At 54.7% G+C, this 25,341-nt stretch carries 21 protein-coding genes and 1 tRNA gene; 14 read left to right on the top strand and 8 right to left on the bottom strand.

Annotated elements, in window-relative coordinates; genetic code table 11:
- Positions 1 to 15: 15 nt before the first annotated feature.
- From J4P41_RS11405 to J4P41_RS11395, 3 genes are all read left to right on the top strand, one after another.
- Positions 16 to 369, top strand: coding sequence for a hypothetical protein (locus J4P41_RS11405; RefSeq protein WP_062023457.1), 354 nt, complete (start codon positions 16 to 18; stop codon positions 367 to 369).
- A gap of 90 nt (positions 370 to 459) precedes the next feature.
- Positions 460 to 1,755: an adenosylhomocysteinase gene (gene ahcY / locus J4P41_RS11400; protein WP_426067222.1), complete on the top strand. Its 1,296-nt coding sequence runs from the start codon at positions 460 to 462 to the stop codon at positions 1,753 to 1,755.
- 71 nt (positions 1,756 to 1,826) lie between these two features.
- Positions 1,827 to 2,216 carry a DUF3597 domain-containing protein gene (locus tag J4P41_RS11395; protein WP_426067221.1) on the top strand — a complete coding sequence of 130 codons (390 nt, stop codon included), beginning with the start codon at positions 1,827 to 1,829 and terminating at the stop codon, positions 2,214 to 2,216.
- Between the two features lie 81 nt (positions 2,217 to 2,297).
- Here the strand turns inward: J4P41_RS11395 and J4P41_RS11390 are convergent, their stop codons facing one another.
- From J4P41_RS11390 to sucB, 5 genes are all read right to left on the bottom strand, one after another.
- Complete coding sequence (locus J4P41_RS11390) at positions 2,298 to 3,479, bottom strand: histidine-type phosphatase (RefSeq protein WP_426067220.1); 1,182 nt, start codon at positions 3,477 to 3,479, stop codon at positions 2,298 to 2,300.
- Positions 3,476 to 3,889 carry a hypothetical protein gene (locus J4P41_RS11385; protein ID WP_426067219.1) on the bottom strand — a complete coding sequence of 138 codons (414 nt, stop codon included), beginning with the start codon at positions 3,887 to 3,889 and terminating at the stop codon, positions 3,476 to 3,478. Before J4P41_RS11385 ends, J4P41_RS11390 begins: the two co-directional genes overlap by 4 nt.
- A gap of 55 nt (positions 3,890 to 3,944) precedes the next feature.
- On the bottom strand, positions 3,945 to 5,720 hold the full coding sequence (locus tag J4P41_RS11380) for a TonB-dependent receptor (RefSeq protein ID WP_426067218.1): 1,776 nt from the start codon (positions 5,718 to 5,720) through the stop codon (positions 3,945 to 3,947).
- A gap of 147 nt (positions 5,721 to 5,867) precedes the next feature.
- A complete protein-coding gene (locus J4P41_RS11375) occupies positions 5,868 to 6,866 on the bottom strand; it encodes a L,D-transpeptidase (RefSeq protein ID WP_426067217.1) in 999 nt (332 codons plus the stop codon).
- 110 nt (positions 6,867 to 6,976) lie between these two features.
- Positions 6,977 to 8,074, bottom strand: coding sequence for a dihydrolipoyllysine-residue succinyltransferase (gene sucB, locus J4P41_RS11370; RefSeq protein ID WP_426067216.1), 1,098 nt, complete (start codon positions 8,072 to 8,074; stop codon positions 6,977 to 6,979).
- A gap of 173 nt (positions 8,075 to 8,247) precedes the next feature.
- On the opposite strand from sucB, the gene J4P41_RS11365 reads away from it, so the two are divergent.
- The 3 genes from J4P41_RS11365 (at position 8,248) to rho (ending at position 11,974) form a co-directional block, all read left to right on the top strand.
- Positions 8,248 to 8,877, top strand: a complete 630-nt coding sequence (locus tag J4P41_RS11365; protein WP_426067215.1) for a gluconate 2-dehydrogenase subunit 3 family protein — start codon at positions 8,248 to 8,250, stop codon at positions 8,875 to 8,877.
- Positions 8,878 to 8,891: 14 nt separating this feature from the next.
- On the top strand, positions 8,892 to 10,421 hold the full coding sequence (locus J4P41_RS11360) for a GMC family oxidoreductase (protein ID WP_426067214.1): 1,530 nt from the start codon (positions 8,892 to 8,894) through the stop codon (positions 10,419 to 10,421).
- Positions 10,422 to 10,672: 251 nt separating this feature from the next.
- Positions 10,673 to 11,974, top strand: coding sequence for a transcription termination factor Rho (rho, locus tag J4P41_RS11355; protein ID WP_010504413.1), 1,302 nt, complete (start codon positions 10,673 to 10,675; stop codon positions 11,972 to 11,974).
- A gap of 58 nt (positions 11,975 to 12,032) precedes the next feature.
- On the opposite strand, the gene J4P41_RS11350 is transcribed toward rho, so the two are convergent.
- Positions 12,033 to 12,518 carry a methylated-DNA--[protein]-cysteine S-methyltransferase gene (locus J4P41_RS11350; RefSeq protein ID WP_426067213.1) on the bottom strand — a complete coding sequence of 162 codons (486 nt, stop codon included), beginning with the start codon at positions 12,516 to 12,518 and terminating at the stop codon, positions 12,033 to 12,035.
- Positions 12,519 to 12,946: 428 nt separating this feature from the next.
- On the opposite strand from J4P41_RS11350, the gene J4P41_RS11345 reads away from it, so the two are divergent.
- The 8 genes from J4P41_RS11345 (at position 12,947) to J4P41_RS11310 (ending at position 22,389) form a co-directional block, all read left to right on the top strand.
- On the top strand, positions 12,947 to 15,211 hold the full coding sequence (locus J4P41_RS11345; protein ID WP_023944380.1) for a PQQ-dependent dehydrogenase, methanol/ethanol family: 2,265 nt from the start codon (positions 12,947 to 12,949) through the stop codon (positions 15,209 to 15,211).
- A gap of 34 nt (positions 15,212 to 15,245) precedes the next feature.
- Positions 15,246 to 16,682 carry a c-type cytochrome gene (locus tag J4P41_RS11340; RefSeq protein WP_062023473.1) on the top strand — a complete coding sequence of 479 codons (1,437 nt, stop codon included), beginning with the start codon at positions 15,246 to 15,248 and terminating at the stop codon, positions 16,680 to 16,682.
- A gap of 114 nt (positions 16,683 to 16,796) precedes the next feature.
- Positions 16,797 to 18,092 carry a tRNA uridine-5-carboxymethylaminomethyl(34) synthesis GTPase MnmE gene (gene mnmE, locus J4P41_RS11335; protein WP_426067212.1) on the top strand — a complete coding sequence of 432 codons (1,296 nt, stop codon included), beginning with the start codon at positions 16,797 to 16,799 and terminating at the stop codon, positions 18,090 to 18,092.
- Between the two features lie 3 nt (positions 18,093 to 18,095).
- Complete coding sequence (gene mnmG, locus J4P41_RS11330) at positions 18,096 to 19,952, top strand: tRNA uridine-5-carboxymethylaminomethyl(34) synthesis enzyme MnmG (RefSeq protein WP_426067211.1); 1,857 nt, start codon at positions 18,096 to 18,098, stop codon at positions 19,950 to 19,952.
- The gene (gene rsmG, locus J4P41_RS11325; protein WP_023944376.1) at positions 19,949 to 20,530 is read left to right on the top strand and encodes a 16S rRNA (guanine(527)-N(7))-methyltransferase RsmG; all 582 of its coding nucleotides are present in this window, start codon (positions 19,949 to 19,951) and stop codon (positions 20,528 to 20,530) included. Before mnmG ends, rsmG begins: the two co-directional genes overlap by 4 nt.
- Positions 20,520 to 21,320, top strand: coding sequence for a ParA family protein (locus J4P41_RS11320; RefSeq protein ID WP_062023480.1), 801 nt, complete (start codon positions 20,520 to 20,522; stop codon positions 21,318 to 21,320). The genes rsmG and J4P41_RS11320 overlap by 11 nt, the downstream gene beginning before the upstream one ends.
- A 6-nt stretch (positions 21,321 to 21,326) precedes the next feature.
- On the top strand, positions 21,327 to 22,205 hold the full coding sequence (locus tag J4P41_RS11315) for a ParB/RepB/Spo0J family partition protein (protein ID WP_426067210.1): 879 nt from the start codon (positions 21,327 to 21,329) through the stop codon (positions 22,203 to 22,205).
- 108 nt (positions 22,206 to 22,313) lie between these two features.
- A tRNA-Lys gene (locus J4P41_RS11310) sits at positions 22,314 to 22,389 on the top strand.
- Between the two features lie 153 nt (positions 22,390 to 22,542).
- Here the strand turns inward: J4P41_RS11310 and J4P41_RS11305 are convergent.
- A complete protein-coding gene (locus J4P41_RS11305; protein WP_426067209.1) occupies positions 22,543 to 23,232 on the bottom strand; it encodes a histidine phosphatase family protein in 690 nt (229 codons plus the stop codon).
- The gene (locus J4P41_RS11300; RefSeq protein ID WP_426067208.1) at positions 23,229 to 25,277 is read right to left on the bottom strand and encodes a hypothetical protein; all 2,049 of its coding nucleotides are present in this window, start codon (positions 25,275 to 25,277) and stop codon (positions 23,229 to 23,231) included. The genes J4P41_RS11305 and J4P41_RS11300 overlap by 4 nt, the downstream gene beginning before the upstream one ends.
- Positions 25,278 to 25,341: the final 64 nt, after the last annotated feature.

The raw sequence follows: 25,341 nt of genomic DNA, 5'->3' as shown, positions 1-25,341 counted from the left end.
AGGAAAATTCAAGACATGTCCATTCGCCTGAAAGCCTCCCTGCTTGCCGCAGCCGTTATCATGGCCTCCCCTGCCGTTTCATCAGCAGCTTTCGCGCAGGCCGTCAGCAGCCCGAGCAACGATCAACCCCAGACGTCCAGTTCCGCGACGCAGAAAGCGCAGAATTCCACGATTGACCAGCCTGCCAATCACCTGCCGACGAACCCCCGTACCATCACAGAACAGCCGGACCAGCCCGCCCCTCAGGCGCCTCACGCCATGACGGACACCACAAAGCAGGGCAAGACCGAATACAGGCATCATCTGAAGCGCACACATCAGACACCGCGGACGGTCAAAACCAAGACCGACACCGCACAGCCGAACTGACACAGACCAGATGCGACGGAGCCACACTTTGCGTGGCTCCACCAAGCCTCTATACCTGCTGCCATCCAAGACGGGCAGTAAGGGCCAATCATGACCACGCAGGACTACAAGGTACACAACATTTCCCTCGCAGACTGGGGCCGCAAGGAAATCTCCATCGCTGAAGGCGAAATGCCCGGCCTGATGGCACTCCGCGAAGAATACAAGGACACCCAGCCGCTCAAGGGCGCCCGTATCGCTGGCTGCCTCCACATGACCATCCAGACCGCCGTGCTGATCGAGACGCTGACGGCTCTCGGCGCAACGGTCCGCTGGTCGTCCTGCAACATCTTCTCCACGCAGGATCACGCAGCAGCAGCCATCGCTGCGGCCGGTATCCCCGTCTTCGCCTGGAAAGGCCTGACGGAAGAAGAATTCAACTGGTGCATCGAGCAGACCATCACGGGTCCGGACGGCTGGACGCCGAACATGATCCTCGATGACGGCGGCGACCTCACAGTCATGATGCACGACCAGTTCCCGGAACTCCTGAAGGACGTCCGCGGCCTGTCCGAAGAGACGACGACAGGTGTGCATCGTCTTTGGCAGATGGCCAAGGCTGGCACACTGAAGGTTCCAGCCATCAACGTGAACGACAGCGTCACGAAGTCCAAGTTCGACAACCTGTACGGCTGCCGCGAGAGCCTGGTGGACGCCATCCGCCGTGGCACAGACGTCATGATGGCCGGCAAGGTTGCCGTGGTTGCCGGTTACGGCGACGTGGGCAAGGGTTCCGCTGCCTCCCTGCGCAATGCAGGCTGCCGCGTTCTCGTGACCGAAGTCGACCCGATCTGCGCCCTTCAGGCCGCCATGGAAGGCTATGAAGTCGTCACCATGGAAAACGCAGCACCGCGCGGCGACATTTTCGTCACCTGCACGGGCAATGTGGACATCATCACGATCGACCACATGCGCGAAATGAAGGACCGTGCGATCGTCTGCAACATCGGTCACTTCGATAGTGAAATCCAGGTCGAAGCCCTGCGCAACTATCGCTGGAACAACATCAAGCCGCAGGTTGACGAAGTCGAGCTGGCCGAAGGCCGCCGCATCATCCTGCTCTCCGAAGGCCGTCTCGTAAACCTTGGCAACGCCACAGGTCACCCGTCCTTCGTGATGTCCGCTTCCTTCACCAACCAGACGCTGGCCCAGATCGAACTCTGGACCGCCAAGCCGGGCCAGTACGAGGTGAAGGTTTATACCCTGCCAAAGGCTCTGGACGAAAAGGTCGCTGCCCTGCACCTCGCAAAGGTCGGCGCCGAACTCTCCAAGATGTCCACGAAGCAGGCTGACTACATTGGCGTTCCGGTTGCCGGTCCGTTCAAGCACGAAGAATATCGTTACTGAGCGGAACAGGTGACACGGGGTAGGCGTTGTCTACCCCGACACCATTTTTCAAACCGTCAGGAGTATTTCCTATGGGTCTTTTCAGCACGATCATGTCCAAGATTTTCGGACATGCAGAAGCAGCCACGCCAACGTCCGGCACGGCTGATGCACAGGCTTCCGCTGGCGCTCCGGGTGCTGCGGCACCTGCTACCCCAGCCGCACCAGTGGACGTGGATGCCGTTCTTTCCGATCTGGCATCCAAGGCTGGCCAACCGCTGAACTACAAGACCTCGATTGTGGATCTTCTGAAGCTGCTCGGTCTCGACAGCTCCCTGGAAGCACGTAAGCAGCTTGCAGGCGAACTGCACTACACGGGCAGCACGGACGACTCAGCAACGATGAACGTCTGGCTCATCAAGCAGGTCTATGCCGAGCTGGCCAAGAACGGCGGCAAGGTTCCTGAAGGCTGGGCTCACTAAGCCTTCCTTAAGTGCTGCTACGAAAAAGCCCGGATGTTTCTCATCCGGGCTTTTTTTTGTTTTTCCATGATGTTCTTAGCGCTAGGGAGCAAAAAACGGCTGCGCAGGAGATAGCGTAATGGCGGATTTCCCGATATCCGGGGTCTTCGCCTCACGCAGTTCCTCCAGGGATTGATGAAAGACCTTGAGTCTGACCTCTCGTGTGCCGTCGGAACGACGCCAGCGCTCGAATGCCAGAACGGTATTCGGTGCCGTAGAATCAGGCTGATCCGAAAAGGACCAGTCCACCCCAAATAACGCCATCATGGCTGCCAGATTGGTATCGTGCCCCGCTAGAACCAGTACCTTCGTTGACGGCAGAATGCCCGGAATTGCATACACCGACTGGTCCGAAAGAAACGCACGAATACTCTTCGCCATCATCCCATTGCGCGCTCGAGCATATTCTGGAAGACGACGCAGAAGGTGGTTTTCTGCTTCATGTGCAGGCATAACGGTTTCAAGAATATGAGGAACACCCCTCTCGGAGATCCCAAACTCCGTCAGCGGCAACCCCTCGGCGTACGTCAAAAGCAAACTTTCTGCCGCCATTCCACCCGTTACAAATCCCCCCTTAAGACGAGGCACTCCCTTTTTCCATTCAAGGGTCGTGGGAGTAGTCAAGCATTGCGACGAAGCAGGCTTTTCTGTGCATGCATTAGAAGCCAGAAGCCCCTGAAGCGCTTTTAACGCTGCATCAGAAGCAGGCTCTGGCAGTGTATCCTTGGCTGTATCAAAATCGCGCTCAAGGACGGAGGAATCAACTGACGCCGCCGGGCTTCCAAGCGCATTAAAAACCGGATCAGCGGTCGTAAAGGCCCACCTGGCCTGCAAAGAACATCCGGGCGCAATTTCCTTGGCCCAGACTTCGCCTGTCTGTCGTGTTCTGTGATCGGCGGTATCAGCCCAGACAACAGCCTCCTGCGCCACCGCCTGACAGGATTGTAAAGACCGGAAAAGGGATGTCTGGCTGTAATACCCTCGAACGGCTTGCACCATTGCTCTTAAAGCATCTGTCCCATGGCCCGTCATTTCTCCAGGGGCAACAGACCACACCGGCCAAACATGCCCTGTGCGGTGCTGCATCTCCTGAGGAGAGACTGTAGGACTACGAATACCATGTCGTCCCAGGAAAACGACCTTTTCCAGAACGTCTCCCTGCGTCTGAGAGACACATCCTCCCAGAGCAACAAGAACAATCAGAGAAGAAATCTGACGGATCATGGCATCGTTGCGGTCATGTTGAAGAAAACACTCCGTCCTGCAATACGCCAGAACAACGGCGCATCTCCGTAAGACTGGGTGCCTGCATAATCGCTGATCGAACGATTATTGAAAAGGTTGGCGATTTTGATACTCGGCGTCACGTCTCTGAAGAATGAACCGATGTGATGAATGCGCCAGCCCATGGCAAGATCAGCAGTTACAGTGCTGCCAATTTTATACTGGTTTTTGAAAACCGTATCGCCCGCATCATTTGTCGTGCTGTCCAGCCCCCAATGATTACCAGCATATTTACCCATAAGAGAAAAATACGGACCATGGTCGCTTTCGTAAAGCAGACCGAAAGACGCCAATGCATTCGGCGTCTGCGCGACGCGAACATGGCTGTGCTTATATTTCGCGTCATTCACACTGTAATTCCCATACAGGGAAAAGCCGTAGCCGATGACGTATTGGCCTTCGAGCTCAATCCCTCGGTAAACCGCCCCCCCCGCTATTCACATATGTCGATGTCGTACCAATATTAGGAACATAAATCTGTGCAGCGGCAATATAATTTGAGAAATTAATATAGTAGCCATCCAGAGACAGCATCCAGTTGCGACCATGATAAACTGAACCAACCTGATAATTCAGGGTTGTTTCAGGCTTCACACTCCCGACAGAACTTACCTGGAAAACAGACAACGGCGGAGCAAGAAACCCGCGGGCAACCTGTGCATACGCGCTCCAGTTTTTTATGATACGTTGATTTATCGCAATAGATGGCTGCCACGATCCATAATTCTGCGTATCTTTTAGCGGAAGTTTTGTTCCCTTATTTATACCCGCATCATAATCCCTTTTAAAAATGGAATATTTTATACCCGGTTTGATTGTTGCTCCTTTCCATGGATGAACATTCAGTTCAAGATAAGGCTGAATTGTCGTGTTCAGATCTGAAATATCATAACTGAATGGCGAACCTGTTTTCCCCGGAACGGGAATGGAATTCCGACTTAAATCAATGGCATATGTATAACGGCGATCTTTCTGAACATCAGCCCAGACTCCCAAAAGAATATCACCATAGGAAGTATGCCCTTTCAGACGCAACGTATCACCGTAAGTTCTATAAGAAGCATCAGCATATTTTCCGGGAATATCATTTTTATAGGTTGCAACCTTTTTTCCGGCGGCATTGTAAAATGTTACGCCATTTGCTGCTGTCGACCGTTGGCTTGCATCAGTACTCTCGGAATAATCGTGCTCAAAACCGCTTGTGTAAATCTGATTTTCGAGCGTCAACCAAGATAAAAGCTTGGTTTTAAGGGCAATGTAATCAAAATCAGACGTGTAGACACTCGGCTGATATCCATAATAACATTGCCTAGACGGATCATTGCATAATCCATAATTTTTACCATACGTCTTGTAATCAGCAAGCGTCGCCCCCTGAGTCGTATACTGCCACTCTTTGTTATAGGTCGTTTCAATGGTCAGTGTTGTTTCTGGAGCAAGATCAACAACATCCTTGAACATCAGATTGCTGCGACGCTCAGAAGAATTGGTCAGATAGCCGTTGGTTTCTTCATGTTGCATATCGATAAATGCACGACCCATTCTGGTCTTGCCTGTATCGAACTCAATTCCACCTGCACGAGTATTAAAACTACCATAGGTACCGTAAAGCGTTGTTCCCATTCGTGCAGCGGGATTTTTAGATGTAAATCCCATAGTGCCGCCAAATGTCGCGTTCCCTATTGTGGAAGCAGTTCCTGGTCCACGGTCAATCTGCGCCTCACCAAGAAAGTGCGAAATAAACAACGCAGAGGTCGTATGCCCCATATCTGTTGCATTTCCGAAAGGTATTCCATCAAACGTCATGTTGTACTGGCCATCCTGAAAACCACGCAGACTCATGGTTTCAGCCTTTCCCATTCCCGGACCATTGGGGTTCTGGGAAAATACGCTTGGCTGGAATTGAATAATATCGTCAACGCTTGCTAGCGGAATAATATTATTCATCAAAAATCCTGACTGAATTTTTGATGTCGGTTGCGTAATATCAAGAGGCACTGTTGCTGGAGCGATACGGGATGCGTGACCAAGAACCGTTAGCTTCTCGACTTTCGGAGCCTGTTCAGATGCTTTCTTTTTATGATCCGAATTAGCATCCGAAGCATAAGCCGCAGAAACAAAAAGAATCGACCCCGTTACCAGTCCTGTAGACAGGGCAAAACCTTTTCGAACGTTTTTCATGGAAATCGCGTACTCCCGTGGTAGAGAAGACGCTCATTACTCATGCTTCCTGATACTGAAAACCTGTATTACCATTTCGTCATGGAAATTTCATACAGTTTACCCCGAAGCGTCATACTTATTTTGTAATAGTTACGTTTTCTTCCCTTATGGAAGCGGCCTTTTATCAGCAATAGGATCGATTTTCGGCTCTGTTAAGGGACCAGAATCCACGACAATGACTAAGTCTCCAGCAAGAGGTGTCTGTTCCCGGTCTTTTGGTAACAAAGCTGCGAACCGTGGGTCATAGCCGGCGGCCTGCTCGTAAAGAGCGTCTATCAAGCCGTAATGATCCATGAAGTGATTCATGGTTGCCGGGATACGAATGCACCCTTCAGAAGCAGGATGTCCAAGACGCCACTCAAGGAACTGAGGGTCGGTAGCGTGAATTTCCAGCCTGATCTGCCCCGTTTCGTGTTTAGGCAACCAGCCTTTCATGGCCGTTTGCCAGCCCATATCCCAAACGCGGGATCCTTTGGCACCGATTCCACGGATACCGTATTTATTCTTGGTCCCCTCTGCACGATACCCTAGGCGATCCGCAGTGTTCTGAAAAACGCCAACAGGCGTTATGTAATAGTACTTACGACCTGTCGTTCCAGTGGAAACAGGTGTGCCGCCGATTGAAACCCACTGTTCATCTGGAAACGCCAAAACAAAGTCTAGACGCTGAATTTTTTCATTACGATCCACAACCATAATAAGTTGTGGGCGTGAAATTGGCATTCTTGATTTTAACAGCTCGTCTCTGGCCAGTGCGATAAAGGTTTCCCGACGTTCAGGTTTGTAAGTTGAAAATCCCTTGATGGTCTTCGCCATCATTTTTTCCAGCCGTGCAGCTTCTTTATGAGCTTCAGCGTTGGTGAGAACCGGAAGAGGGGGAATGTTTACAGGAGGGACTTCTGGCGCGACATCCGTCGGTACATTGGTGGCGGGCGGCGGCACTGGGACATCTCCAATAATGCCCGTTGCTGCAACAGCCTGTGGCTTCACGGCTGAAGCCTTGTCCGCCTGCGCGCAGGCTGTCAGGGGCAGGACGCCACCTCCCAGAGCAGTCGCCAATACGAAAACTTGGAAAGAATAAGACGATCGGAAAGCAGGCGACATAACTGGGATGACCCTCGGTTCACAATGGTTAAATGAACGCGGGGGAACGGTAAATCGTCCAGCGTTCAGCGAAAGACACAACGCCTTAACGTTGCGTCTTCCGGAAAAGATCAGAGATCGAGCAAAAGCCGTGGCGGATCCTCAACAAGCTGTTTCACACGAACAAGAAAGCTCACAGCTTCGCGTCCATCTACGAGACGGTGATCATAAGACAATGCAACATACATCATGGGACGAACGACGACCTGACCGTCACGCACAACAGGACGATCCTGAATGGCATGCATACCTAAAATACCCGACTGCGGCGTATTCAGAATTGGTGTTGAAAGCAGCGATCCGAAAATACCACCGTTCGTGATTGAAAACGTCCCGTGTGACAGTTCGTCCAGTTTGAGCGACCCCACTCGCGCACGTTTGCCGTAATCCGCAATACGACGCTCCAGTTCCGCGAAACTCATCTGGTCAGCGTCATGAAGAACGGGGACAACCAGTCCGCGCTCTGTTCCAACCGCGATCCCGAGATTGACGAAATCACGATAAACGATCTCATCCCCTTCAATCTGGGCATTCAAGGCCGGATAATCACGAAGTGCCCCGACTACGGCTCTGGCAAAGAAAGACATGAAGCCCAATCGGGCACCATCATGTTTCTTTTCAAATTCATCTTTGTATTCGGCCCGAAGTGCCTTGGCCGCAGACATGTCAATTTCATTGAATGTCGTCAGGATTGCAGCCGTATTCTGTGCTGCTTTCAAATTTCGTGCAATCGTCTGCCGCAGTCGCGACATCGGAACGCGACGTTCCCGAGAGATATTATCTTCAGAATTACCGGCAACAGGCGGCTCCGTGATTACCGGTGCGGGAGCCGGTTTTGGCGCAGGTGAAGGCTCAACAACCGACGGCGCGACAGGCTCAGAAGATACAGCCTCAACAGGCCGAACTTCAAATGTGGTCATCACTGGGGCTTCAGCGGTTTCATCAATCTGCCCCAGAAGACCACCGATCTCAACTTCCGTCCCCAACGGAATGCAGTTCTCAAGGCGTCCGGCAGAAGGTGCCGTGACCTCAACACTGACCTTGTCCGTCTCCAGTTCGACAACCGTCTCGTCATGCTGAACGTAATCACCCGCCTGCTTCAGCCAGCGCGCGACAGTCGCGGTCGTCAGGCTTTCTCCTAGCGCCGGCACCCGGATCTCGACCGCCATCGTCTCTCCTCACTTGCACAAACATCCCGATCAGGGGATGGATCTCTTCTAACTCTCATTCCGCCGGATGCCCGACAGGGTAACTGAAGCAGGATAGTGCATCTTGATCCTGAGCGGGAGACAGGAACTATCCCTATGCCGGGACTTTGAAAAATGAAGCAAAGGACGCCGACATGACAAACTCGTCTGATTTTCCTCCCTTTCTGGCCTCAGATCATCTTTCCCGCCGCACTCATGACATTCTGAAGGGACGCCTCGAAGAAGATTCGTCAGGCACACCACGAACGCTTTCTTCGACCGCTTTTTCGGTTTTGGAACGCCTTGTGACCGTTCTCTTGCCGCACGAAGAGATTTTGGGCCAACAAACGCTCAATCTCGCTTTGCGAGTTGATCTGGCTTTGAGCGGACCGCGGGATGGTTGGCGCTTTGCGGAACTTCCTTCCGACAGTCAGGCATGGGAGCAAGCCCTCCTGACTCTGAATGATCTTTCCACTTCACAATTTGAGCGCCCTTTTTCTTTGCTCGAAGAAAGCGCCGTCGCGGCATTTCTGGATGCCATGGGAGAGGGGAAAGTTGGTTTGGACAGGCCTAGCCGTCTGAATCCGTCACAGATGCAGAAATGGGCTCTCGATCTGCGTGCAGACGTTATCGAATGCTTTCTGGCTGATCCTCGCGTTCAGGACAGACTTGGAATGTCTGCCAACCTGAATGGTGGTGACGAAAGATTTCAGGGCTTTGAAACCGTTCAGGTCAATGAACGGGAAGATTTCGAACCTGCCACAAAAATCTCCTCCGCAGCATAAGGCATATGTGAAAAATGAAGATTTATGCTGAGACCGATATTCTGGACGTCATTATTGTTGGAAGCGGCGCCGGTGGAGCCCCTCTCGCCGCACGGCTGGCGCAGGCAGGTAAGAGCGTTCTTGTGCTGGAAGCAGGACCAAAATTCACTCCTGCACATTATACATCTGACGAAATCGAAGCCCGCGAAATCTACTGGCTCAACGAACGTCTTTCCGGGGGACGTAATCCTCAGCCTTTCGGAGGCAACAATAGTGGAACGGGCGTTGGTGGATCCATGCTGCACTATGGTGCCTTTCTTCCTCGCCCGGACGCCCGGGACTTCCAGCTTCATACGGAAACGGGACGCAGCGTGGACTGGCCTTTCCGTTACGAGGAACTGCTTCCTTACATTGAAGAAGTAGAATCCTTCATTGGTGTCTCTGGCCCGGCCCAATATCCATGGGATCCCTCCCGGCAATATGCTTACACGCCCCCGCCAGCAAATCCGGCAGCCCTGAAAATGCGCGACGCCTGCGACGCTTTAGGCCTTCGTCATGCTGACGGTCCAACAGCGCTGATCACACGACCTTTCAATCAACCGTATTTTGGTGAACGGCAAGGCTGCGTCAGTTGTGGAGCCTGTCATCAGGGATGCCGGAATGGTGCAAAATCAGGCACTGACAACACATGGCTTCCGCTGGCTGTTGCATATGGCGCCGAAATACGACCGGGTTGTTTCGTTCATACCATTGAAACAGACCAGGCCGGTCGCGTGACGGGTGTTGTCTATAAGCAGAATGGCCAGGATATCCGACAGCGCTGCGAGAAACTGGTTCTGTCTGCCGGTGCTGTCGAAACAGCCCGTCTGCTTCTGCATAACGGGCTGGCTAACAGTTCAGGGCAGGTTGGGGAAAATTACATGACTCATATCTCAACCCAGATCTGGGGCGAGATTGACCAGGAGGTTCGCCCCAATCGCGGTTATCCTTCCCTGACAATTACTGAAGACATGATGCGTCCGAAAGACGCAGATTTCGCTGGGGGATATCTGATTCAATCTCTTGGCATGATGCCCATCACCTGGGCTTCCAACATCGCACGCGGATCTACCCGTCGTGGGGCGGATCTTGTCCGTACGCTCGCAGGGTATAATCGTAGCATCGGCATGGGGATTCACGGAGACTGCATGCCCAGCCCTGAAAACCGCGTCGTGCTCTCAGACGAGAAAGACCTTTTCGGTATCCCGAAACCTCTGATCACGCACAGTTATGGCCCTAACGAGCTGGCCATGCATGCGCATGCCTCCCGCCTGCTGACCCGTATGTGGGACGCCATTGGCGCGAAGGATCTTCGTATTCTTGATCGGGCGGCGCACATGATGGGCACGGCGCGTATGGGGAAAGATTCCGGCTCTGCTGTTGTGACGCCTTACGGGCAGAGCTTCGATATCAATAACCTGTGGATCAGCGATCACTCTACCTTTCCAAGTGCCACCGCTGCCAACCCTGCCCTTACCATCATGGCTCTGGCCCTTCGCACGGCAGACGCCATGCTGACCCATTGATTCATATCAAAGTCATGTCACCGAGCGCGTCAGGCTTGACACTCCTTCGCGCGCTCCGGTAATCCAACAGGGACTTCCTGGTGGTTATCTAGCCACCCGGTCTCCTTTCCTAACCGGATGACGTTTGCTTCCGATGCCACGCCCTGAAAAGGTGCCTGACGTCCGTAGCCTCTGTTCTGATCATTCAGCATCAGGCAGGCCCATCCTTCCCCCATAAGGTTTGCCCCAAGGGCACATAAGGCGCGTTTTTCATGCATCTCGCCGAACTCAAGAAAAAATCTCCGGCCGATCTGCTGGCTTATGCAGAGGAACTGGAGATCGAGAACGTCTCGTCCATGCGCAAGCAGGACATCATGTTTGCTATCCTCAAGACCCTTGCCGAGCGCGATCAGGCGATCTACGGCGAGGGAACACTGGAAATCCTGCCGGATGGTTTTGGTTTCCTGCGGAGCCCGGAAGCAAATTACCTTCCCGGCCCAGACGATATCTACATTTCCCCGACGCAGGTCCGCCGTTTCGGTCTGCGCCCCGGTGATACGGTTGAAGGCCAGATCCGCGCCCCGCGGGATGGCGAGCGTTACTTCGCGCTCCTCAAGGTCAACACCATCAACTTCGAAGACCCGGACGTCGTCCGGACGCGTATCAACTTCGATAACCTGACGCCGCTCTACCCTGAGCGTCGCCTGAAGATGGAAGTTGAACAGTCCGAACCTGCTGTTTCCGAGACATCTCCTCGCAGCAAGGGCAAGAAAGACCAGCGCGATTACACACCGCGTGTCATCGACCTTGTCACGCCGATCGGCATGGGCCAGCGCGCCCTGATCGTCGCTCCGCCGCGTACGGGTAAGACCGTGATGCTCCAGAGCATCGCAGCCTCAATCTCAGCAAACCATCCGGAAGTTTTCCTGATCGTTCTTCTGATCGACGAACGTCCGGAAGAAGTAACGGACATGGCCCGCTCCGTGCGCGGTGAAGTCGTTTCCTCCACCTTCGATGAACCGGCAACACGCCACGTTCAGGTCACGGAGATGGTTCTCGAAAAGGCTAAACGTCTCGTTGAGCACAAGCGGGACGTGGTGATCCTCCTGGATTCCATTACCCGTCTGGCCCGCGCCTACAACACCGTTGTGCCATCATCAGGCAAGGTACTGACCGGCGGTGTGGACGCCAACGCTCTGCAGCGCCCGAAGCGCTTCTTCGGTGCAGCCCGTAACATCGAAGAAGGTGGCTCGCTCACCATCATCGCTACGGCGCTGATCGATACCGGTTCGCGTATGGACGAAGTGATTTTTGAAGAGTTCAAGGGCACCGGTAACGCTGAACTCATCCTGGATCGCAAACTGGCTGACAAGCGTACCTTCCCTGCTATCGACATCACCAAGTCGGGCACGCGTAAGGAAGAACTGCTGGTTGACCGTGCTGAACTGTCCAAGATGTGGGTCCTGCGCCGTATCCTCGCACCGATGGGCACGATGGATGCCATGGACTTCCTGCTGGACAAGCTGAAATACAGCAAATCCAACCACGACTTCTTTGAAGCCATGAATAACTGATTTATTCTCTGTTCATGCAAAAAAGGGGAGCTTCGGCTCCCCTTTTTTATTGGTGTTTTCAGTCGCCTTTTTCGAGATCAAGAAGGATTTTCTTGTCTTCAACACCATTCAATCCGGAATATCCCCCAAGCCCGGTGGCCCCTACGACGCGGTGACAGGGGATGAGAACCGGAATTGGGTTGGCTCCCATAGCCCCACCAATAGAGCGCGCTGACCCTCCAGCCTGTGCGGCAATTTCAGCGTAAGTCCGCGTTTCTCCGTATGGGATTTCCAAAATGGTTTTCCAGACTTTCTTGCGATAAGCCGTTCCATAGGGCGCAAATGGAAGATCGCTGAAGTCGACCTGCTCCCCATCGAAATATTTTTCAAGAAGATCGCGGACCTTCACCAGAAGTGGCGTCTCTTCCTGATCGCGACCCCAGCCCCAATCAAGAGCAACAATACGCCCTTCATCTTCGCTGATGGTCAGGGCTCCAAGAGGGGAATGACAGGAAAGCTGTGGCATGCAGATACGCTGCCTCATCCCCAGGAAAGCGTCAATCATGCTTCCCTAAAAGAGTCCCTATGAAAAAAACACATGCGTGTCACGCATATGCCGGGAAGCCGGTATTCTCAAATAACATATGGGATCATTTTTGTATGATTTTACGAAATATTACTCACCTTGTTGAGAAACTGCCATTTTTTGTCTCAAACCTGCGACAGGTACCAAAGATGTTTGCTTGTTTCTTATTAAGAATAATTCTCATCTAATCAAGAAGACTATTTCTCAAACATACCGCTCACGGAAACGTCAGAAGCCCAGTTTTCTACAAACAATAAAATAAGGAGTAGTAAGTTCTCGTGATGCTGGTTTTCCAGACAACTTGAGAAACTGATGGCACCTTTATCGCGTGAGAGGAGCCTATCAGGACTTAAGGGGTCCGAAATACCAGTAACAGGAACAGTCTTTGCAAAGAGGACAGTCGGATCATGGTTTCTGGTCTACTGACGCCGATCAACGTTACGAAGAAGCGCCTTCTGGGTTGCGCTGCCGCTTTGGCATTCTGCGCCGCCTCTCCTGTCGCCCTAGCTGAGGACACAGGGACAGCCATTACAAACGCCGACCAGCATCCGGGAGACTGGATGAGCTATGGCCGGACCTATTCCGAGCAGCGATACAGCCCGCTGGATCAGATCACCAAGGACAATGCGAGCAACCTGAAGCTCGCATGGCACTACGATCTGGATACCAATCGTGGTCAGGAAGGTACGCCGCTGATCGTTGATGGCGTCATGTACGCCACTACCAACTGGAGCAAAATGAAGGCTCTGGATGCAGCGACCGGCAAGCTGCTGTGGTCCTACGATCCTAAAGTTCCAGGCAACATCGCTGACCGCGGCTGCTGCGATACGGTCAACCGTGGTGCAGCCTACTGGAACGGCAAGGTCTATTTCGGCACGTTTGACGGCCGTCTGATCGCACTGGATGCCAAGACCGGCAAGCTGGTCTGGAGCGTCTATACGGTTCCCAAGGAAGCCCAGCTGGGTCATCAGCGCTCTTACACGCTTGATGGCGCTCCGCGTATTGCCAAGGGCAAGGTCATCGTCGGTAACGGTGGTGCAGAATTCGGTGCCCGTGGTTTCGTCACGGCCTATGACGCCGAAACCGGCAAAATGGACTGGCGTTTCTTCACGGTTCCGAACCCTGACAACAAGCCGGATGGCGCAGCGTCTGACGATGTTCTGATGTCCAAGGCTTACCCGACATGGGGTAAGGGCGGCGCATGGAAGCAGCAGGGCGGCGGCGGTACCGTCTGGGACTCCCTGATCTATGATCCGGTGACGGATCTCGTTTATCTGGGCGTAGGTAACGGTTCGCCATGGAACTACAAGTTCCGTTCTGAAGGAAAGGGTAACAACCTCTTCCTTGGCAGTATCGTGGCCATCAATCCTGACACCGGTAAATACGTCTGGCATTTCCAGGAAACGCCGATGGACCAGTGGGATTACACCTCGGTTCAGCAGATCATGGCGCTCGACATGCCGATCAATGGCGAGATGCGCCATGTCCTCGTGCATGCTCCGAAGAACGGCTTCTTCTACATCATCGACGCCAAGACCGGTAAGTTCATCTCCGGCAAGCCTTACACCTATGAGAACTGGGCCAATGGTCTGGATCCTGTAACAGGCCGCCCGAACTATAATCCAGAAGCTCTTTGGACGCTGAACGGCAAGCCCTGGTACGGCATCCCAGGCGATCTGGGTGGCCATAACTTCGCTGCCATGGCTTACAGCCCACAGACGAAGCTGGTTTATATCCCGGCCCAGCAGGTTCCGTTCGTTTACGATCCGCAGAAGGGTGGCTTCAAGGCTCACCACGACAGCTGGAACCTTGGCCTCGACATGAACAAGATCGGTCTGCTGGATGACAACGATCCACAGCACAAGGCTGACAAGGCCCAGTTCCTGAAGGATCTGAAGGGCTGGATCGTTGCGTGGGATCCCGCAAAGCAGCAGGCTGTCTTTACTGTTGACCACAAGGGTCCATGGAATGGTGGCCTTCTGGCTACGGCTGGCGGCGTTCTGTTCCAGGGTCTCGCCAATGGCGAGTTCCATGCCTACGACGCGACAACGGGCAAGGACCTCTTCACCTTCCCAGCCCAGAGCGCCATCATCGCTCCGCCTGTGACCTACACGGCACACGGCAAGCAGTATGTCGCTGTGGAAGTGGGCTGGGGCGGCATCTATCCGTTCTTCCTTGGCGGCGTGGCCCGTACGTCCGGTTGGACGGTCAACCATTCCAGAATCATTGCATTCGCTCTCGACGGCAGCGACAAGCTTCCGGTCAAGAACGAACTGGGCTTTGTACCTGTGAAGCCGCCTGAGAAGTGGGATGAAGCCAAACTCAAGGATGGCTACTTCCAGTTCCAGACCTATTGCGCAGCCTGCCATGGCGATAACGGCATTTCCGGTGGCGTTCTGCCAGATCTGCGCTGGTCCGGTGCAATCCGCGGGCAGGAAAAGTTCTACAAGCTCGTCGGCAAGGGTGCTCTGACGGCCTACGGTATGGATCGTTTCGATACGTCCATGTCTCCGGCTGAAATCGAAGACATCCGCAACTTCCTCGTGAAGCGTGCCAACGAGTCCTACGCAGACGAAGTCAAGGCCCGAGAGAATGAGGCAGGCGTCCCCAACGCTGAATTCCTCAACGTCCCTCAGGGTTCGGTTGCGCCTGCAACGCCGGACCATCCGTGACGGGAAACCGTCACGCTGAAAGGAATGACGTGACATGCTCAAGGCATTAACTCGGGACAGACTGGTATCTGAGATGAAACAGGGATGGAAATACGCGGCCGCAGTCGGCCTTATGGCAGTGTCTTTCGGCGCTGCCCAAGCCCAGGACGCTGATGACGCCCTGATTCAGCGCGGCGCCTATGTGGCTCGCCTGTCTGACTGCGTCGCCTGTCACACGGCACTGCACGGCCAGCCTTATGCTGGTGGTCTGGAGATCAAGAGCCCAATCGGCACGATCTACTCCACCAACATTACGCCGGACCCGAAATACGGTATCGGCAGCTACACGCTGGAAGACTTCACGAAGGCCATCCGCAAGGGTATCCGCAAGGATGGTGCAACGGTCTATCCGGCCATGCCATATCCTGAGTTCGCCCGCCTGTCTGATGACGACATCAAGGCCATGTATGCCTTCTTCATGCATGGCGTGAAGCCGGTGGCCCGTCAGAACAAGGAACCGGACATTTCCTGGCCGATGAACATGCGCTGGCCGCTGGCCATCTGGCGCGCCATGTTCGTTCCGACAGTCACACCCGGCCTCGACAAGAGCATTTCCGATCCGGAAATTGCCCGTGGCGAATATCTTGTGAATGGCCCGGGCCATTGCGGCGAGTGCCATACACCTCGTGGCATGGCCATGCAGGTCAAGGGTTATACGACGAAGGACGGCAACGCTTACCTCTCCGGTGGCGCACCGATCGACAACTGGATCGCTCCAAGCCTACGCAGCAACAGCGATACGGGTCTGGGTCGCTGGTCTGAAGAAGACATTGCCGAGTTCCTGAAGAGCGGCCGTATCGACCATTCTGCCGTCTTCGGTGGCATGGCCGACGTGGTGGCTTACAGCACCCAGCACTGGACAGATGACGATCTGCACGCAACCGCCAAGTACCTGAAGAGCATGCCGGCCGTGCCAGAAGGCAAGAACCTCGGTCAGGATGACGGCAAGGCTACGGCCCTGCTTGAAGCCGGTGGCAAGGGGGACGCAGGCGCAGAGGTTTATCTGCATAACTGCTCCATCTGCCATATGAACGACGGTACGGGTGTCAACCGCATGTTCCCGCCTCTGGCTGGCAACCCGGTTGTCATTACGGATGATGCGACATCCATGGCGAACATCGTGACTTTTGGTGGCATCCTGCCTCCGACGAACACGGCGCCGTCCGCTGTTGCCATGCCAGGCTTCCGCGATCATCTGTCTGACCAGCAGATCGCCGATGCCGTCAACTTCATGCGTAAGAGCTGGGGCAACCAGGCTCCTGGCACGCTGTCCGCTTCGGATATCCGCAAGCTCCGCACAACGGGTGCTCCGGTTTCCACGGCTGGATGGAATGTTTCTTCCAAGGGCTGGATGGCCTATATGCCGCAGCCTTATGGCGAAGGCTGGACCTTCTCCCCTCAGACGCACACAGGTGTGGATCAGGCTCAGTAAGCCTCTCCCAACTTTGTTAGCCTGACATGAAAGGGTGGTTCGGAAACGAACCACCCTTTTTCTTTTGCCATCAATCCGTTTTCACAGAACCACATCCTGCATTACATAAGGGGCATGATCCCCATCTCCTTTTCGACCCCGCAGGTTATTTTTGCTCTGGCAACAGGTGCAGGTCGTGCGGCCATTGCCATCATGCGCGCCAGCGGACCAAGAAGTGCGGAACTTCTCAAGAGCCTCTGCGGTTCTCTCCCAGAACCTCGGCGCGCCAGCCTGCGCAGCCTTCGTCATCAGGGAGAGGTTCTGGATCATGCCGTGGTTCTCTGGCTTCCGGGACCGAAATCCTACACCGGCGAAGACGGATTCGAACTCCATCTTCATGCCGGACCAGCCGTTATTGCCCGCGTTGCGGATGCTCTGACTGATCTGGGGGCGAGGCCTGCTGAACCAGGAGAATTCACCAAACGTGCGGTACAAAAAGGTCGGCTGGATCTTCTTCAAGCCGAAGCTATCGCCGATCTGGTCGATTCCGAGACGGAAAGCCAGCGTAAACAGGCACTTCAACAAGCGGATGGGGCTCTCAGTCGGTTATACGATGGCTGGGCGCAGCGACTGCGGCTTGTTTTGGCGCATCAGGAAGCTCTGATTGACTTCCCGGACGAAGACCTGCCTCCAGAAGTCGAGGAGACTCTTCTGACTGAGATGTCAGCGCTCCATCATGAAATGTCCGCTCACTTGCAGGACAATCGCGGCGAACTGATGCGACAGGGTCTGACAGTCGTAATCGCGGGCTCTCCGAATGTTGGAAAATCCAGCCTTCTCAATGCTTTATCTGGTTATGATGCAGCAATCGTCACGCATCGCGCAGGAACAACACGAGACGCCATTGCCGTTGACTGGATTTTAAATGGTGTCCGCCTCCGGCTGATCGACACAGCGGGACTTCGTGAGACGGAAGATGAGATCGAAGCAGAAGGTATCCGGCGCGCTTTGTTTCACGTGAAACAGGCAGACGTTATTCTGCATCTGATTGGGCCAGACGAAACAGCAGACGCACTGTCCGACAGTGAAATTGCGGTTCGTACAAAAATCGACATCGCCTCTGCACCGCCGAACATGCTAGGCATCAGCACCCAGACAGGTGATGGATTGTCGGCACTTCGGTCCGTATTGACGGAACGTGTCTCGGCACTGACTGCTAGCGCCGGTGCACCGCCCCTGACCCGGGCACGCCATCGTGCAGGTATTCAGGAATCCGTCACTCATCTGGAGCGCGCCCGGAGTGCCACCTGGCCTGAGTTGCGGGGCGAAGAGCTTCGCCTTTCCATGCAGGCTCTGGGGCGTCTGACAGGACGTGTTGATGTTGAATCCCTGCTCGATGCAATTTTCGGGCAGTTCTGTATCGGGAAGTAGGTTTTGAGCGATTTCGATGTCATCGTGATCGGCGGCGGTCATGCCGGGTGCGAAGCAGCCGCAGCGTCTGCGCGCTTTGGAGCCAGAACGCTCCTGCTGACACACAAGCTCGAAACCATCGGGGCCATGTCCTGCAATCCTGCTATTGGTGGAATCGGCAAAGGGCATCTTGTGCGCGAGATCGACGCATTGGATGGCCTGATGGGCAAGGCTGCGGATCGCGCGGGTATCCATTTCAAACTGCTCAATCGCTCCAAGGGGCCAGCCGTTCACGGCCCCCGAGCACAGGCTGACCGTTCCCTTTACCGGACGGCCATTCAAACCCTTCTAGCAGAAACGCCCAACCTGACGATCATGGCTGGAGCGGTTGGGGATCTGATTGAAGAAAACGGACAGATCTGCGGTGTTATCTGCGAAGATGGCCGGTCCTTCAGTTGCGGTGCCGTAGTCCTCACGACAGGTACCTTCCTGCGCGGCGTGATCCATGTCGGGCATGAGCAGCAACTCGCCGGGCGCATTGGGGAAGCCCCGGCAACGAAATTGGGTGAGCGTCTGGAGGCTCTCAATCTCCGCATGGGGCGTCTCAAGACCGGCACACCACCCCGCATTGCCAAAGATAGTATCGACTGGGACAACCTTCCCGAAGACCGCGGTGATGATATTCCGGAGCCTTTCAGCCCTCTGACAGACCGCATCACGAACGACCAGGTCTCGTGCCGCATCAGCCAGACGACGCCAGAAACACACCGGATCATCAACGAGAACCTACATCGTTCTGCTATGTATGGGGGGGCGATTGCCGGGCGTGGTCCACGCTATTGCCCGTCAATTGAGGACAAGGTGGTCCGCTTCGCAGAGAGATCTTCCCATCAGGTTTTTCTGGAGCCCGAAGCACTTCCTGGCAATCCGGGCGGTGACCTCGTCTATCCGAACGGAATCAGCACCAGCCTTCCGGCTGATGTTCAGGCACTCATGATCGCTTCCATGCCGGGTCTTGAAAAAGCCCGGATCGTGACTGCCGGATATGCCGTGGAGTACGACTATGTCGATCCCCGTGAACTTCTACCATCGCTTCAGTTGCGTAGTCTGCCGGGCCTGTATCTGGCGGGGCAGATCAACGGCACGACAGGCTATGAAGAAGCGGGCGCTCAGGGTCTTCTTGCTGGCCTGAATGCCGCCCGCGCGACAGCCGGAAACGATCCGCTCATTCTGGATCGGAGCGATGCCTATCTGGGTGTCATGATTGATGATCTGACGCTCCACGGCATCAGCGAGCCTTATCGCATGTTTACCTCCCGTGCCGAATACCGTCTGATCCTGCGCGCTGATAACGCCGACCTGCGCCTGACCCCAAAAGGTATGGATGCAGGCTGCGTCCTTGCAGAACGAGCCAACGCTTTTACAGATATGAAGACCCAGATTGATGCGGCTATGGCTCAGGCCGCTTCGACAACATTCCTGCCCCAGACACTCAGAGAAGTCGGGTTTGAAGTCTCACTGGATGGACGGCGCCGGAGCGTTCTCGATGTTCTGGCCAGCAATGGCGATCATTCCAGAGTTCTCGATCTGGCGCCTTGGTTCGCAGAATTTACGCTTCGCATCCGCCGTCATGTGGAAACAGAAGCCCGCTATGGTGGCTATCTGCACAGGCAGGACCGTGAGATCAAACAGCTTGCATCGGAAAGTGCCATCGCACTGCCAGACGATCTGGATTACACAGCCATTGGCGGTCTGAGTAACGAAATGCGCGAGCGTTTTACTCAGGCCCGACCGACCAGCTTTGCAGCCGCACAACGCGTTCGAGGCGTAACGCCTGCCGCTCTTGTTGCCCTGCTGGCTCATGTAAGGACCCTGTCATGACCACCGTTTCACGTGAAACGCAGGACAGACTGGAGCGCTTCGCTGATCTGCTCGTGCAGTGGAATGCGAAGATCAATCTGGTCAGTCCGAAAGATTTAGGCCAACTCTGGCCCCGCCATATTCAGGACAGCCTGCAACTCGCAGACCAGATCCCACAAGGCGCCACCATTACAGATCTCGGCTCTGGTGGCGGCTTTCCGGGTGTCATTCTGGCCATCGCGACGGGTAATCCGGTCACGCTCATTGAATCCGATCAGCGGAAATGCGCGTTCCTTCGAGAGGCTGGCCGTATCTGCGAAGCCAATGTCACTGTTCTTCCCAAAAGAATTGAAGCGGCCAATCCTCCAGAAGCAGATATCATCACAGCTCGCGCACTGGCTCCATTGGTCAAACTGCTCGGCTGGGCGCGGCCTCTGCTGAAAGAAAACGGATTTTGTCTGTTTCTCAAGGGTATAAAGGCACAGGATGAGTTGACCGAGGCAAGCCGTGACTGGCACATGACATCTACCATTCTTCCCAGCCGCACCGACCCCGGCGGAGCCATCATCAAGGTCAGTGATTTCAAGCGTGTCGTCTAATTCCGTATCCCCCACCACTCGTATCATTGCCGTCACCAACCAGAAGGGCGGTGTTGGCAAGACCACGACCACAATCAATCTGGCCGCCGCGCTGGCACGGAAACAGCGCGTCCTGCTCGTTGATCTGGACCCACAGGGTAATGCCTCGACTGGGTTGGGCATCGAGTATGATCAGCGGAATGTCGGCACCTATGCTGCCCTGATGCAGGAAGCAGAGCCACATGCCCTTGCTCAGCCGACAGAGTTCGAGAATCTTTCGATCATCACAGCCAATAACGAACTGGCTGGCGCCGAGTTGGAGATGATCGGGGATGAACGTCGGGAATATCGTCTGCGTGACGCTCTTCTTGCCCTCGAAGGCGATTACGACACCATCCTAATCGACTGCCCTCCCAGCCTTGGCCTCCTAACGCTGAACGCTCTGGTTGCCGCCGACAGTGTTCTGGTTCCGCTTCAGTGTGAGTTCTTTGCGCTCGAAGGAATTAGTCAACTTGTCCGCACCATTGACCGTGTGCGGCGTGCTTTCAATGCAGATCTGCATCTCGAAGGCATTGTGCTGACAATGTATGATCGACGAAACAACCTTTCAGAGCTCGTCGCACAGGATGCACGGGGGTTCTTCGGAGACCAGGTTCTCGAAACGCTGATCCCGAGAAATATCCGTATTTCCGAAGCGCAGAGCCACGGCAGTCCGGTGCTGAACTATGATGCACGCTCCACAGGCGCTGTTGCCTATGTGGCACTTGCAGACGAACTTCTGAAGCGAACCGAGAACAGGACAAAGGCGTAAGCTGCGATGGCCAAAAAGGACACTTCCCCGCGCCTCGGTCGTGGACTTGCAGCCCTGCTGGGGGATCAAGCCCCTCAACTTGCCCGCACAACACGCGCCAATACTCCAGTGCAGCAGCATACCTCCCTACCCGTCGATGTGCTGGAACCAAGTCTCTTTCAGCCGCGTCAAGATATGAACCCCGAGCGCCTGGAGGAACTTGCCAATTCCATTCGCTCCAGAGGCATTCTTCAGCCTCTTCTGGTTCGACCAGACCCTGCCAATCCGGAGCGCTATCAAATCATCGCCGGTGAGCGTCGCTGGCGTGCGTCGCAGCTTGCCGGACTGCACAGTGTGCCGGTCCATGTGCGTCAGTTGGATGATACGGATGCCATGGCTGCGGCACTGGTCGAGAACCTTCAGCGCGCAGACCTGAACCCGATCGAAGAGGCTGAAGGGCTCCAGCGTCTCCTTAATGATTATACGCTAACCCAGGAAGAACTGGCCGGCGCTGTTGGCAAATCCCGCCCACACATCACCAACACGATGCGCCTGCTTAACCTTCCTTCCGAAGTGCGCGCCTATGTGCGCCAGGGCGAGTTAACTGCCGGTCACGCTCGTGCCCTGCTGGGCCACCCTGACCCAGTGGCCGCCGCTAAGATCGTTCTGGAAAAGGGCTTGAATGTCCGTCAGACTGAAGCACTTGCGGCCGAGAAATCGGAGAAGATGCTTGCTCCCAAAAGCCGACGGAATGCTGAAATTGTTCAGATCGAAGAAGACCTCGCTCTTCGTCTGGGTCTGAAAGTTCGGATTTCCTACGATGGTAAAAAAGGCGGCTCACTCAAGATCGATTATCGGTCTCTCGAACAATTCGAGAGTCTCATGCGGCTACTAAATCGATCTTAAGTTACTGTTTTTGAGGATATTTTCAGATTTATTTATTTTCCTCACGAATCCCTCTTGCATACCTCGCGTAATTAGCTCTATAACGCGCCTCACCGGGAACGGAGCGACGGGCACATAGCTCAGTTGGTAGAGCAGCTGACTCTTAATCAGCGGGTCCAAGGTTCGAGCCCTTGTGTGCCCACCAAGCTCCGTTTCCGGTCTTACCCTTGAAATTGTATTTTGTGTAAAGTCGGAACGTTAGTTCTGCTTGCTGCATTGGCAGTCGCGGACTCATTCCGGACCCTTCCGCAGGAAAAAGTCCGGTCTACGCTAGAAAACTTTTTCTTTCGGGGATTTTTCAGCCCCGAAAATCTGGAAGCTCGTTCACAGCCACAACACGCCATAAACCATTGATGCGTTCAATGATTGAGATGGACAGATTCTGAATCGTAAACCGGAGCGCAATATCCGGATGAATGGCAAGTGCATGGGACAGAGCAGCCCGGATGGCGCCTCCGTGACTGACTACCACCATGTCCTGACCAGGATGCGTATTGGCAAGATCCTCCAGGCCATGAGATACGCGCGCGCAGACGTCCAGCATGCTCTCTCCGCCCGGCGGAAGCTCGCTTGCTGACAAAGACCAGAACGGGTTTGGCGGTAGACGCAAAAGCGACAGGAACTGCTCATGAGGTGTTCCATGCCAGTCGCCGATAGACTGCTCGATAAACCGTGTGTCCAGCGTCACATCAGGACACTGAAAATCTCCAGCACAGCGAATCTGGATCGCCGTATCCCTCGCTCTTTGAAGAGGGGAACTATACCAGACAGCATCTGTAGGCAGACGACGTGCAAGTGCCGCATAACCACTCTGCTGACTGGCCATGGCGTCTTTGCAAAGAGGCACATCCATGGCGCCATACATTGTCTTGCGTGCGGCGGCCTCCACGACAGCATGTCGCACGAGCCAGAAACGCGTGATACCCCGAGGAAGCTCTGGGCTATCTAGAAAATGTCCGTGTGGAACGACGTGATCTGTCTGGGTCATGAAAAAGGCGCGTAACGGGGAACGGGGTTGGCGTCCAGCAGAACATTCCAATGTTTCAGGATCAATTCCAGCTTAGCGATCACTCTGCGGGCATCCGCACATTCCCGTTGCAATCTTTGCGTCTCATCCAGTCCTGCGTGAGAGGGCTCTCCTGACACTAGTCTCGCACCAGCACACAGGCGTAATGCACCCGCTGGACCATCCAGAAGTGGATGAGGAACTGGAACAGGCTGCCCCAGAACACAGAGCAAAGCTGGTTCCCCTTCCCTCACCCAGGGTGATAGATCCGCGTTCAGCCAACGATGCAACTTCCGCGCATCCTCCAGGGCGAGTGGCCGCTCAGGCACAAGAGGGTCGCTTACCAAAAAAGACAGAATCGTGGGAACCGCATCCCAGCGTCCGTCATCAACGGGCTGTCCCATGGGAAGCATTGTCAGTGACGGACACTGATCCACCATGTCGATAGCTTTTTCTATGAAAGAGGCTAACCGATAACGGATCGTGTCGTCAGGCAGAGCAAAGAGCGCATCCATCTCGGCGAGAGCAGAATGCCATCGTAGAGCGAGGCCAATATTATGGCCCGCGCTCAATGCGTTTTCGTCGGACTCTTCTGGCCATTCATCACGATGAGCATAGTCTTTAAGACCGACCGGGAGGGACAATAACGGAAGGCGGTCACGCAACGTTTCCGGTAGAAGAATAGCACCACAAAATGGCGGTCCGGTAAAAAACTTCGAGCCCGTAACCATGACCATCAAGCCGCTCTCTACCCACTCAAAAACACGCGAGGGGCTGAGACGCGCCTGACAGGCATCCACTACAACACTGAAATGCTCTCCAAGCTCACGCCTCAAGGTTTCGATGGTGTTCATATCAGGCGCGGCCAGACCTGTTTTAGACTGATCCAAGCGGTGCATTAGAACATGACACCCAGCCTTTACCTCTCGCCGCGCAAGTTCGAGGCACTCGGCATTAATCTCTTCTATGGCCCGTGAAGTTCCATCAGGATGCCTGATTGTGACACCTATGAGACGGGTATCGGCCGGAAATCCCTCAATCAACTCGCCTTTCCCAACCTGGGTGGCGCATGCACTGTCTGCCGCAAAATGACGTCCACACGCAGCCAGAGGCACACCGCTTCCAGTCTCGTCCGGAGCCAGCAGAATGGAACTGATAGGACGGTTGGTTCCTGCGGCTACTAAAGCCAGAACTGCCAGTTCACAATCTGTTCCGGAGGCAGACAACAATACGGCATCCTCTGGCAGGCCATAATGTCGTCCAATTCCAGCTCGCGCATTTTTGACCATTGTTTCCTGAACAAGGTCCGGGTCCTGCTTTGAAAGGAGTGCATTCATCATCGCACACCGGGCAGCTTCTGCTCCTCCAAACCCACGCTCTGACAAAGAAGATGCGGTTGATGACCCAAAACTGACCGCCCAAGGCCGTGGGCGATGCGAACAGGAATACCGGTTCAGCCCTGTTTCAGAGTCGACGGTCAGTCGAGAGTCTCCTCCGCTACTCATCAATGTTTCTGCTGGCGCCATGACGGGCCACAAGCGTACGAGAATTGGTTGCAACCTGTGGGCATCCTGCAAAGTAAACTCCGGAGCCTCTGGCAACAACAGCTTCAGACTGGTCCAGATATCGAGCAATACCTCGCTCTCCGGCACATTTTCTACGCAGAGAGCAAGTTCGGTCGGAAGCGGACAGGATGCATTCGTATCGAGATCATGAAACAGCGCGGCAACACGCGCGGCAGCAAAGCTGGCAAGACGGGCATCTGCCCCCGCGTGGAGTAACCTAAAAAGCTCAACTGCCTGTCGTAGAAATGTTGGTGCGAGCGCCGGATTGCGAAGACAGGGCTCTCCCAGCTTCAAACAGGCGCGTCCGGCAGGAGATTTATGGCCTGCCTTCAGATTTTTCCCCAGTTGGAAAGGCTGCTGCAGGGAAATATCAAGTTCTGGCATGAGACCCGCCGCAACAACCCGAAGGTCTGGGCGTTCCAGCACATCAACGAGCGAGCGGGTTAATATATCAGCCAGCATACCTATGTTCTCCTGCATGCCTCACAGGAGTGTCTGGGTAGCTCATTCAGCGTTGGGGGGCGAG

It is taken from the genome of Gluconobacter sp. NFX36 (assembly GCF_049887835.1).
Classification (GTDB): Bacteria; Pseudomonadota; Alphaproteobacteria; order Acetobacterales; family Acetobacteraceae; genus Gluconobacter; species Gluconobacter japonicus_A.
The sequence above is the reverse complement of the archived record's forward strand: the minus strand, read 5'-3'. Positions and strand labels throughout refer to the sequence as shown.